General features: G+C 66.8%; 9 protein-coding genes and 1 tRNA gene. 5 read left to right on the top strand and 5 right to left on the bottom strand.

What is annotated here, in order from left to right:
* The 3 genes from FCK90_RS13365 to aceE form a co-directional block, all read right to left on the bottom strand.
* Window positions 1-732 (bottom strand): ACP S-malonyltransferase (locus tag FCK90_RS13365; RefSeq protein WP_158034803.1); only part of this gene is annotated, 732 nt, incomplete at its 3' end.
* A gap of 162 nt (window positions 733-894) precedes the next feature.
* Window positions 895-2220 carry a PucR family transcriptional regulator gene (locus tag FCK90_RS13360; RefSeq protein WP_158034802.1) on the bottom strand — a complete coding sequence of 442 codons (1326 nt, stop codon included), beginning with the start codon at window positions 2218-2220 and terminating at the stop codon, window positions 895-897.
* Window positions 2221-2336: 116 nt separating this feature from the next.
* Entirely contained in the window at window positions 2337-5072 is a 2736-nt protein-coding gene (aceE, locus tag FCK90_RS13355) for a pyruvate dehydrogenase (acetyl-transferring), homodimeric type (RefSeq protein ID WP_158034801.1), read from the bottom strand.
* 465 nt (window positions 5073-5537) lie between these two features.
* On the opposite strand from aceE, the gene FCK90_RS13350 reads away from it, so the two are divergent.
* From FCK90_RS13350 to FCK90_RS13335, 4 genes are all read left to right on the top strand, one after another.
* Entirely contained in the window at window positions 5538-5954 is a 417-nt protein-coding gene (locus FCK90_RS13350; protein WP_158034800.1) for a DUF3052 domain-containing protein, read from the top strand.
* A 103-nt stretch (window positions 5955-6057) separates the two neighbouring features.
* On the top strand, window positions 6058-6528 hold the full coding sequence (locus FCK90_RS13345; RefSeq protein WP_158034799.1) for a peroxiredoxin: 471 nt from the start codon (window positions 6058-6060) through the stop codon (window positions 6526-6528).
* A complete protein-coding gene (locus tag FCK90_RS13340; RefSeq protein ID WP_158034798.1) occupies window positions 6529-7440 on the top strand; it encodes a Sir2 family NAD-dependent protein deacetylase in 912 nt (303 codons plus the stop codon).
* A gap of 256 nt (window positions 7441-7696) precedes the next feature.
* A tRNA-Val gene (locus FCK90_RS13335) sits at window positions 7697-7772 on the top strand.
* Window positions 7773-7849: 77 nt separating this feature from the next.
* On the opposite strand, the gene FCK90_RS13330 is transcribed toward FCK90_RS13335, so the two are convergent.
* Both FCK90_RS13330 and FCK90_RS13325 read right to left on the bottom strand, forming a co-directional pair.
* On the bottom strand, window positions 7850-8533 hold the full coding sequence (locus tag FCK90_RS13330) for a response regulator (RefSeq protein ID WP_158034797.1): 684 nt from the start codon (window positions 8531-8533) through the stop codon (window positions 7850-7852).
* Window positions 8530-9645, bottom strand: coding sequence for a sensor histidine kinase (locus FCK90_RS13325; RefSeq protein WP_158034796.1), 1116 nt, complete (start codon window positions 9643-9645; stop codon window positions 8530-8532). The genes FCK90_RS13330 and FCK90_RS13325 overlap by 4 nt, the downstream gene beginning before the upstream one ends.
* Before the next feature lie 205 nt (window positions 9646-9850).
* Between FCK90_RS13325 and FCK90_RS13320 the strand changes: the two genes are divergently transcribed.
* Window positions 9851-11241 (top strand): IS3 family transposase gene (locus FCK90_RS13320; protein ID WP_425481712.1). Its coding sequence is split into 2 segments (ribosomal slippage): window positions 9851-10211 and window positions 10211-11241, totalling 1392 coding nucleotides; the frame shifts between segments, so codons are not numbered across the junction.
* Window positions 11242-11432: the final 191 nt, after the last annotated feature.

Raw genomic sequence — 11432 nt, 5'->3', positions numbered from 1 at the left:
GCACACCTGCTCGACCAGGGACTCGAGGTTGGCGGCCCCGCTCGTGACCGGCTGGCCGTCGAAGTTCGACAGCAGCGGGGACGAGGGGTCCTGGGGCGCGAGCGATCCGACCAGGTCCCGCAGGGGAGCCAGGGCGGGGGACATGTGCTGAGTGTGGAAAGCCCCGGCGACCTTGAGGGGGATCACGCGGGCCCTGGCGGGCGGTTCGGCGGCGAAGGCCTCGAGCTGCTCGAGGGTCCCCGCGGCGACGATCTGGCCGCCTCCGTTGGAGTTCGCGGCGGTGAGGCCGGCAGCCTCGATGGCCTCGCGGACCTCGTCCTCCTTGGGGGACAGAACGGCGGACATGCCCGTGGGCACGGTTGCCGCGGCCGCCGCCATGGCATCGGCACGGGTGTGCACGAAGGTCATGGCGTCCTTCTCGGTCAGCGCTCCGGACAGCGCGGCGGCGGTGATCTCCCCGACCGAGTGGCCCGCGAAGACCAGGTCGTCACGACCGTCCAGCCGGTCCTTCAGGAGACGACCGGCGATCAGGCCGCAGGCGACGATGAGGGGCTGGGCGACCGCCGTGTCCCGGATGGTCTCCTCATCGGCCTCGGTGCCGTAGTGGCGGAGATCCAGACCGGCGGCTTCCGAGAGCTCCGCGAGGTGTTCGGGCACCCCGTCGAGCTCGAGCCAGTCGTTGAGCAAACCGGGCTTCTGGGCCCCCTGTCCGGGGCAGACAATCGCAATCACCCGACTATTGCACCAACTGGGCACCGGCTCGTGCCGGAAGGTGACGGACCAAGCCCGCCCGTGAGCTTTGTACGGTCCCTACAAAGCCGGCGGAACCGGGGCCGATGCCGCTGCCCCCGGGAGGGGAACAGCACCATGGAGGTGACGCCGGACACGGCGGAGCTACCCCTGCTCCGTCCGGCAGTCATCCGTCAGCCGGCCTGCGACGATGGCGCAGTGCAGCACGAACGCGTCCCGCGGGACCAGCGGGTCCCAGCCGGTGAGATCCGAGATCCGGCGCAGCCGGTAGCGGACGGTATTGGCATGGACGTACAGCTCGCGGGCCGTGGCCTCCAGCGAGTGGCCGACCGAGACGTAGGTGGACAGGGTCTCCGTCAGGCCCGTCGAGGAACCGGCCAGTTTCCGGTAGATCTGCTCCACCAGAGCATGGCGTGCGGCGGCATCGCCCGCCATGAGCCGCTCCGGCCACAGCTCCTCCGAGTCCACGGGGCGGGGCGCGTCCGGCCAGGCCGGTGCCACGGACAGGGCCGCATGGGCCGGCTCCGCGGATTCGGCCGCCGCGAAGAGGTTGGCCGCCTCCGGGCCGTGGACCACGGGGCCGGGGCCGAAGAGGCTGGCGATGCGCTCGAGCGACCGGTCGAGGGTGCTCAGCCCCGCCAGGATCAGTACCAGGCGGTTGCCCTGGATGGAGACCAGCGCGTCGGAAGTGTGCTTGGCCACCGTGCGGCGGATGCGCGCCACCCCGGCGGGACTGGTCTGCTCCGGGGCGTAGCCGACCAGGACGGTGACCGGTCCCGTGCTGGTCCAGCCGAGGGCCGCCACCCGGGACCGCAGCGAATCCGTGTGCTCGCCGCGCAGGACGCCGTCCACCACGAGCGCTTCCAGCCGCGCATCCCACGAACCGCGGTTTTCGGCGGCGCGGGCGTAGACATCGGCGGCCGTGAAGGCGATGTCCCGTGAGTACCGCAGGACGCCCTCGCGCAGCACGGCCTCGTCGTGTGTCGTCGCGAGCTCGGGGACCTTGTCCTCGACCACCTCGACCACCACGCGCATCACCTGGAGGGCCTGCTGCAGGGTGATGGCCCGGGCGAGATCGGGGGGCGCGTCCCGGAACAGCCGGTTGAGCAGGAGGCCGTCGTCGTCCTGCTGCTCGTACCAGGTGACGAAGGCGGCGATACCGCGCTGGGCCACCAGTCCCAGCTCCGAGCGGTCCTTGGGCTGGAGTTCGCGGAACCAGGGCAGCTCGGCCTCCAGGCGCTGGGCGGCGACGACGGACATCGCCCCCACCTTGGACCGGATGTTCTCCAGGGTCTTCCTGGACGGAATCGGGGCACCGGCCCGTGCGGTGCGCTGGGCGCTGCCGCGCGGAGTGCGACCACCCAGGATCCAGCGCGACCCGGGGATGAGGAACCCCGAGCCCCTCTGGTCCTTCCCCCTGGTACCGCTGCTCTCGGGCTCCGGTGCTGTCTCCTTGGACTCCTTGGGCATGGCGAAAACAATACGGCACCGGGACAGCTGAGCTGTCCCGGTGCCGTATCGGTGCTGCCTCGGCGGCGTGGCCGCCCGCGGGGATCAGGCGATGGCCCGGTCCCCGCGGAACGGGATCAGGCGTCGCCTCCGGCGTTGCCGGAGGTGCCCGCCCGCGGGTTGAGGAGGTCGTACTTCTCGATGGCCTGCTGGGGAGCGGACCAGTCGACGTCGCCGCGCTTGGCGAGCATCTCCAGGGTGCGCACCACCATCGAGGCGGAGTCGATGTGGAACCAGCGGCGGGCACCGGCACGGGTGTCGGCGAACCCGAAGTAGTCCGCGCCGAGGGTCGCGAAGTCGTTGGGCACGTACTGGCGGATCATGTCCGGCAGCTCGGAGACGTAGTCCGTGCTGGCCACGACCGGACCAGTGGCTCCCGCCAGAGCCTGGGTGATGTACGGCGTGCGTGCGCCGTCACCCGGGTTCAGGAAGGCTTCCTTCTCCGCGGCCAGCGCATCGCGCCGCAGCTCGGTCCACGAGGTCACCGACCAGACATCGGCGGAGACCCCCCAGTCCTCGGCCAGCATCCGCTGTGCCTCCAGCGCCCACGGAACGGCCACGCCCGAGGCCAGCAGCTGCGCGCGGGGGCCGTCGTTCTCGGCGGGCTTGAGCAGGTAGATGCCCTTGAGGATGCCCTCGACGTCGACGTCCTCCGGCTCGGCCGGCTGCTGGATGGGCTCGTTGTACACCGTGATGTAGTACATCACGTCATGGTCCTCGTCCTTGGTGCCGTACATCTGCTCGATGCCTCGGCGGACGATGTGCCCGATCTCGTATCCGTAAGCCGGATCGTAGGTGATCACGGCGGGGTTGGTATTGGCGATCAGTGGGGAGTGGCCGTCGGCGTGCTGAGTGCCCTCACCCGTCAGGGTGGTGCGGCCCGCGGTCGCGCCGATGATGAAGCCCCGGGCCCGCTGGTCGGCGGCCGCCCAGAAGTTGTCACCGGTGCGCTGGAAGCCGAACATCGAGTAGAAGATGTAGAACGGGATCATCGCCTCGCCGTGGGTGGCGTAGGAGGTGCCCGCGGCAACGAACTGACCGGTGGCGCCGTCCTCGTTGATGCCCGGGTGGAGGATGACGCCCTTCTCGGACTCCTTGTAGGAGAGCATCAGCTCGCGGTCCACGGACAGGTAGTTCTGGCCGTTCGGGTTGTAGATCTTCGCCGTCGGGAAGAACGAGTCCATGCCGAAGGTGCGGGACTCGTCGGGAACGATCGGCACGATGCGGTGACCGAACTCCTTCTCCCGCATCAGGTCCTTGAGGATGCGCACCAGGGCCATGGTCGAGGCGGCCAGCTGCTTGCCCGACCCCTTCTTCGCGGAGGCGAAGGCCCTGTCCGAGGGCAGAACGATGTCCTTCTGCTGGTGACGGCGCTCGGGCAGGAACCCGCCCAGTGCCTCGCGGCGCTCCAGCAGGTACTTGATCTCCGGGGCATCCGGGCCCGGGTGGTAGTACGGGGCGTTGTACTGGTCTTCGAGCTGCTCGTCCTCGATCGGGATGTGCAGCGCGTCGCGGAAGGCCTTGAGGTCGTCCACCGTCAGCTTCTTCATCTGATGGGTGGCGTTACGGGCCTCGAAGTGGGAACCCAGGCCATAGCCCTTGACGCCCTGCGCGAGGATCACCGTGGGCTGTCCCTTGAACTCCAGGGCGGCCTTGTAGGCGGCGTGGATCTTGAAGTAGTCGTGGGCGCCGCGCTTGAGGTTCCAGATCTCGTCGTCGGTCATGTCCGCCACGAGTTCCTTGGTCTCGGGGGTGCGGCCGAAGAAGTGATCCCGGATGAAGCCGCCGGACTCGCCCTTGTACGTCTGGTAGTCGCCGTCCAGGGTCTCGTTCATGATCTTGATGAGGTTGCCGGTGGTGTCCTTCTCCAGCAGGGCATCCCACTCACGGCCCCAGACCACCTTGATCACGTTCCAGCCGGCACCGCGGAAGAAGGCCTCGAGCTCCTGGATGATCTTGCCGTTGCCGCGGACCGGGCCGTCCAGGCGCTGCAGGTTGCAGTTGACCACGAAGGTGAGGTTGTCGAGCTTGTCGTTGGCCGCCGCCTGCAGCAGACCGCGCGACTCGGGCTCGTCCATCTCGCCGTCGCCGAGGAACGCCCACACGTGCTGCTCGGAGGTGTCCTTGATGCCGCGGTTTTCCAGATAGCGGTTGAACTGCGCCTGGTAGATCGCGTTCATGGGCCCCAGGCCCATGGACACGGTGGGGAACTGCCAGAAGTCCGGCATCATGCGCGGGTGCGGGTAGGAGGACAGCGCGTGGCCCTCCTTGGTCTTCTCCTGGCGGAAACCGTCCAGGTCCTCCTCGCTCAGACGGCCTTCGAGGAAGGCGCGGGCGTAGTTGCCGGGGGAGGAGTGGCCCTGGAAGTAGATCTGGTCGCCGCCGCCCGGGTGGTCGGCGCCGCGGAAGAAGTGGTTCTGCCCGACCTCGTACAGGGTGGCCACGCCGGCGAAGGACGAGATGTGCCCGCCCACGCTGATCTCCGGCTTCTGGGCGCGCTGGACCATCATGGCCGCGTTCCAGCGCATGAGCGAGCGGTAGCGCCGCTCGATGCTCTCATCGCCCGGGTATTCGGTCTCCTGATCCACGGGGATCGTGTTGACGTAGTCCGTGGTGGTCACCATGGGCACGCCGACCGACTTCGCCCCCGCGTACTGCAGGAGGGCGCGCATGATGTACTGCGCCCGTTCGGTGCCCTGGGTCTGCACCAGGTCCTCGAAGGACTCGATCCATTCCTGAGTCTCCTCCGTGTTGGAGTCCTTCAGATTGTTGGTGAGACCACTGAGGATGTGGTTGTTACTTTCAGAAGCCACGTTCAACCTCTCTTCGTCGAGTTCCGCGGCAGTTGCGCGATAGGGCGGTCATGAAGCTGGGTTCCATCATCCAACATCCTGGGAGGCCTCCGCACACTGTTGTGGTGCAGCTTCTCATCTCGAGAGGACACGTGGTCTGTCTCACAGGAATTCCGGGTAATGTTCTCGGGCGCAGGGAAGCGCGTGTCCGCACCCTGCGGATGCCTGCCACGAGGCACGCGCCCGACGGAAACGTCCCGCCTGCACGACCTTGCGGCTGACGGCCCGTCGGGTTGCCTGCCTGCTTGCACCCGAGTCTAATCCGGTGTTTTCTGGGCAGTGCGGCCGCAATGCGCACGAAGGTTCGCAGCGTTCGCGACAGCCCGGTGGCGGTGCCAGCACCGTCGCGGTCTCCGACCCCATCGGGTCCGGCGACAACGGGAGAATCCAATCGGGTCCACGGGCCCCGCGGTAAGGAGTGAGGAAGTGAGCGAGGCCAAGGCCGCCGCCGACGATTCGATCAGTGAGCTCGGACTCTCGAAGGACTCGATCGTCCAGGAGTTCGGTTACGACGACGACGTCGATTTCGGGCTCCGGGAGCGGATCGAGAACATCACGGACGACGAGATCCTGGATGAAGAGGATCAGGAGGTCGTGGACGCGGTGCTGCTGTGGTGGCGCGACGGCGACGGAGACCTCGTGGACGCCCTGGTGGATACGCAGTCCCAGCTGGACGAGGGCGGCGTGGTCTGGCTGCTGACCCCCAAATCCGGCAGGAACGGCTACGTGACGCCCACGGACATCGAGTCGGCATCCTCCACGGCGGGGCTGCACCGGACGAGCACCGCCGGCGTGAGCGCTGACTGGGCCGCCGTGCGTCTGGCTCCGAAACGCAATTTTTAGAAACATATCCCGTTCAACGGACCTGTAAGGGCCTTGGAAGTGGCTGCGCCCGCGGCGCGAGCCGCTTGTCAACGTCTTGCTCCGACGGTAGTGAGGTAAGGAAATGCTTGATATCGGTCAGTTCGCCCCCGACTTCACCCTGACCAACCAGTACGGGGAGGAAGTCCAGCTCTCCGAGCATCGTGGACGCCCGGTGGTGGTGGTGTTCTATCCGTTCGCCTTCTCCTCCGTCTGCACCGGCGAGATGTGCCAGCTGCAGGACATGCTCGAGGAGGTGCAGGAGGTGGACGCTCTCCTGCTCGCCATCTCGACCGATACCACTCACGTCCTCAAGGCGTTCGCCAATGTGGAGTCCCTGGAGTTCGACCTCCTGTCCGACTTCTGGCCGCACGGCCAGGTCGCCGAGAGCTACGGAGTGCTGGATCCCGAGAAGGGCGTGCCCAGCCGCACCACGTTCCTCATCGACGGGGACGGGATCATCCTCGACCGGTTCACCTCGGCGGAGCTGGGTATCCCGCGCACCGTCGACTCCTACCGTGAGGCCCTGTCCAAACTGGCTGAACAGCGGGCCTGAGTGAGTCCCGTCCGTACCCTCGGTGCGGGCTACGGCGCCCGGGGGCAGGGCGATGTCTTCCCGGACCCGGATGCGCTGACCCTTTCCACCGGCCTCGAGCGGGCCTTCGGCGTGCTGGCCGGCCGGACCACGGCGGTGCTGACCGGGGCCGGGATCTCCACGGACTCCGGGATACCGGACTACCGAGGCCCCGACGCCGCGCCCCGCGAGCCCATGACCTACCAGGAGTTCATGGCCTCGGCCGCCAACAGGGCTCGCTACTGGACCCGCAACCAGGTCGGCTGGCATCACCTCGCGCTCGCCGACCCCAACGCCGCCCACTTCGCCCTGGCCCGGCTGGAGGCCACCGGTGCGGTTCACGGGGTGATTACGCAGAACATCGACCGGCTGCATGAGCGGGCCGGGTCCTACGCCGTCGTCGACCTGCACGGACGCTACGACCGGGTGCTGTGCACCCGGTGCGGCACGCTGATCCCGCGTGCCGTCTGGGGGCGGTTGCTCGACGACCTCAACCCGGAGTTCGCGCGGCGCTCGCCGCATCCCCACGACATCGACTTCGCTCCCGATGCCGACGCGGAGATCCACTACGACGGCGACTACCGGGTGCCGGACTGCCCCGTGTGCGGGGGAGTCGTCAAGCCCGACGTCGTGTTCTTCGGGGAGAAGGCCGGGGCGGGGGACGTGGCGCGCGCCACCGCGATGGTCGACACGGCCCAGGCCGTGCTGGTGCTCGGTTCCTCGCTGACCGTGCACTCGGGGCGGCGTTTCGTGCGGCGGGCCGTGCGCGACGGCAAGCCCGTGGTGATCGTGAACCACGGCCGGACGCGATCCGACGCCGACGCGTGCGTGAAGATCGACGCCGGGGTGGCCGACTTCCTCATGGCCTTCGAGAGGGAACTGCCCGCTCGTTGACGGCGATCCGGGAGGAGCCGCCCCGGGCAGGATGACTCTCTCGACGAGGTGTGATGAAAATCATGCCGGTTTCGGCTTATTTCCCGGTGCTTGACACGTCCCCCATCGCTGTGCGGGCTGTACTGTAACGGTCAGCATCGGGTGCTGGCGTCTGGAGAAGTCGTCCACCCGATGCGCCCAAGCATCTCAGCCCATGATTGGGTAGAGTCTTCCAGGCGTTCGCCCCGGCTGTCGCTGTGGCGACGGACGCCTCCCAGGGCCTTTAGCTCAGCTGGTAGAGCACTGCGTTTACACCGCAGGTGTCATCGGTTCGATCCCGGTAGGGCCCACCATTGAAGACGTACTTAGAACACCCGACATCGGTGGATCGCACTCTTCGTGCCAACCGTGTGGGGGAAGCTCAAGCCGATCAGCGGTCGGCGAAGTGCGCGGGTGCGTCTCCAGGGCTGATGAGGCCGGACTCGTAGCTAAGGATCACAAGCTGCGAGCGGTCTCGTGCTGCAAGCTTCGTCAAGAGACGACTGACGTACGTGCGCGCGGTTGCGGGGCTGATGTACAGGCTCGCGCCTATCTCTTCATTTGACTCGCCCATGCCCACTCGGGTGAGAACTTCGCGTTCTCGATCAGTGAGAGAGTCGAGGATCGCCGGGCGCGTCAAAGTGCTCGTTCCTCCCGCCAGCGTACTCATGACCGTCCGCGTGATCGCAGGCGAGAGCAGCGCGTCTCCTGCGGCAACAACTCGGATGGCGGCACGCAGATCATTCGGAGCGATGTCCTTCAAGAGGTATCCAGCCGATCCCGCCCTGATCGCTGCCAGAACATTCTCGTCCTCATCGAAAGTGGTCAGCACCACCACCCGAACGCCCGCGAGAGAAGAGTCGGAAACGATTGCCCGGGTCGCAGCTATGCCGTCCATCTGCGGCATGCGGATATCCATCAGTACGACATCCGGCCTGTGCTCACGAACAATGTCGAGTCCGGTGCTGCCGTTGTCAGCTTCAGCGACGACCTGGATGTCGCCGTTGTGTTCGGCCAGCGTGCGCAAGCCCGTTCGAACGAGTTCCTGATCGTCGACAAGAACGATTCGAATCATGGCAGCCTCGCGGGGATCGTGGCTTCGACGGTGAACCCATCAGGAAGCGAGTGAGTAGTCAGTGACCCGCCGAGCAGCCGGACTCTTTCAGTCATGCCAGCGATCCCATAGCCGGTTCGCTGATCGTCCTGTCCGCGACCTCGACCGTTGTCTGAGATGCTGAGCCAGAGGTGGCCATCGTGCAGGTCTGCTCGTACGTGCGCGCGTGTGGAACGTGAATGACGAATGACATTGGTGATCGACTCCTGTATTACTCGGTACGCAGCAGTGTCGACAGGTGCCGATAGGTCGGAGGGCATCACAGTGATGTCGGTGGATACTTCGATGCCGGCGCCCCGCGCCGCATCAACAAGCTGAGGAAGAGCAGAGAGCGACTGGATGCGCCGAGTTTTATCTTGATCGGAATCAGAACGCAGGATGCGCACCATTGAACGAAGATCGCTCAGCGACTGTTTACTGGCGGTACGAATTCGGTCGAGCGCTTCATTCGCGGTACCGTCACCAGGGCCGATCGCCTCCGCAGCAACACCAGCCTGCAAGGAGATGACCGACATCGTGTGGCCCACCGTGTCGTGTAGCTCGCGGGAAATTCGTTCGCGTTCGGCCTGAACGCGCAACTCGGCTTCACGAGCAAGTTGCGCTTCAGTGAGTCGAACTATCTCCGCCTGCTGCGCAGTTCGCAATCGACGGGCACGGATGCCGTACCCCAGAGCAATCGCTGCTGCGAACAACGCGATATTGGATACCGATTCGTAGCCGACAAGGAAGCCGATCGCTTCCCCACCATCGAGGACGCGGAAGAACATGGAAACGGCGAACACCACCAGCGCGGCACCCACCGACCACATCATCAGGCCAGCCTCAGACGCCGAGAATAGTGCGGCGACTACAGGAACGGCGACGCCGATCGGCGGGTAGTCAAGTGTGTAATACGCGAACATGCCGAGCACGCTGAGCACCAACACTGTCCGCGGCATCCTTCGGCGCAACAGTATGAGCAGACCGAACCCGACTGCGAACAGGTAGGCGAGAGCATCAGCTGGTCTGCTCCCGCTCGTTGCGATGATGAGCGCAAGCGCGAGCGTGACGGCGGCTCCGAGCAGGGCATCCATCGCCCACGGTGGTGTGTAGTGGGCACCGCGACCAGCGTCGACCTGTGCCCACGACGGGGCCGTTGCTCGCTCCCCTGCGTGTCAGGGTGAGTTGAGTCCAGTGGTTCACAGCAAGTCCGCCTCACGCAGGGCGAGATCAGGATCGACCACCATGAGCAGCACTACTGCCTCGTCGCCGTTGTCCGCGGTCACCGATGATGGAGGGATGAGCAATCCCCGCCCTCGCGCCGACGGCCCGTCCCGGCGCCGATCGTTCACCCCGGAGCAGAAGCTGGCCCATCTGGCCGCCTACGAGGCCGCCTGTGAGGGGCAGCAGGGCGGGGCGTACCTGCGCCGGGAGGGCTTGTACTCCTCGCTGATGTCGGAGTGGCGCCGGCTGCGTGACGCCGGGGTGCTCGAGGGCAAGACGGCCGGGGAGGCGATCGGTCGCCCCAGTGCGGAGCAAGCGGAGATCGCCCGGTTGCGCCGCCAGCTGGCCGCTTCCCAGCAGAAGCTGGCCACGACCGAGACCGCCCTGGACATCATGGGAAAAGCACACGCGCTCTTGGAGCAGATCTCCGAGAGCGCGGACACCGAGCAGCCGCGCAAGAAGCGCTGATGGGCGCCTACACCGCACTGACCACCGCGGGGACGACCACCCGGGCGGCCGCGGGACTGACCGGGGTGCCTCGGGCCACCGCCACCCGCCGCGCTGGTCTTGGGCAGCGGGAACTCATGCGGCAGGAGACGACCCCGGCGAACAGGCTCACCGAGCCCGAGCGGGACCGGGTGCTGGACGTCCTTCACAGCGACGAGTTCGTCGACCAACCCCCGGCGCAGGTCTACGCCACGCTGCTGGCGCGCGGGGTGTACCTGTGCTCGATCTCCACCATGTACCGCGTGCTCGCGGCCGCCGCGCAGGTGAAGGAGCGCCGGCGCCAGGCGCGCCACCCCGCCCGGGCGGTCCCCGAGCTGGTGGCGGAGAAGCCCGGGCAGGTCTACACCTGGGACATCACCAAGCTGCCCGGCCCGGCCAAGGGTCTCTACTACGACGCCTACGTGATGATCGACATCTACTCCCGCTACATCGTCGGCGCCCACGTCCACGCCCGAGAGTCCGCCCCGCTGGCCGAGGACATGATGCGCCGGATCTTCGGCGTGCACGGCATCCCGGCCGTGGTGCACGCCGACCGGGGTACCTCGATGACTTCCAAGCCGGTGGCCGCGCTGCTGGCCGACCTCGGCGTCACCCGGTCCCACTCCAGGCCCAGCGTCTCGAACGACAATCCGTATTCCGAGGCATGGTTCAAGACCTTGAAGTACGCCCCGGTCTTCCCGGAGCGCTTCGGGTCCCTGTCCGATGCCCGGGCGTTCATGGACCGGTTCGTGGAGGCCTACAACCACGAACACCACCACGCCGGGATCGGGCTGCACACCCCCGCCGACGTCCACTACGGCCACGCCGGAACCGTCGCAGAGCAACGATCAGCAACCCTGGCCGCGGCTCGTACTACTCACCCCGAGCGCTTCTCCACCACCGGAGACCCGAAGATCCTCGCTCTGCCCGCCGACGCCTGGATCAACCGACCCCCGGCCGCAGAACCCGCAGCCGCCTGACACCCGCTGGCCTCAAACACCTTGAAAATTTCCGCTCGCCCATGTCTACCAGAGTACGTGCCGCCCCTTCCTAGTTCATGGGCCTGGAAGCGACATTCAGTGTCACCTACAGGCGTATCGCGGACGAGATGCGAAGCGACAGCGGTCGAGAGTCCAGGCCGATGTGCGGACGCGTGCAGGTTCCTAGCGTT

The sequence above is a fragment of the Kocuria coralli genome (assembly GCF_008831305.1).
GTDB lineage: Bacteria > Actinomycetota > Actinomycetes > Actinomycetales > Micrococcaceae > Kocuria > Kocuria coralli.
This window is presented reverse-complemented; position numbering and strand designations above follow the sequence as displayed.

What these genes read in the sequence shown, in the direction of transcription:
- FCK90_RS13360 (WP_158034802.1), bottom strand. Translation starts at nt 2,220, where the DNA reads ATGCCCAAGGAGTCCAAGGAGACAGCACCGGAGCCCGAGAGCAGCGGT.
- FCK90_RS13345 (WP_158034799.1), top strand. Translation starts at nt 6,058, where the DNA reads ATGCTTGATATCGGTCAGTTCGCCCCCGACTTCACCCTGACCAACCAG.
- FCK90_RS13330 (WP_158034797.1), bottom strand. Translation starts at nt 8,533, where the DNA reads ATGATTCGAATCGTTCTTGTCGACGATCAGGAACTCGTTCGAACGGGC.
- FCK90_RS13325 (WP_158034796.1), bottom strand. Translation starts at nt 9,645, where the DNA reads ATGGATGCCCTGCTCGGAGCCGCCGTCACGCTCGCGCTTGCGCTCATC.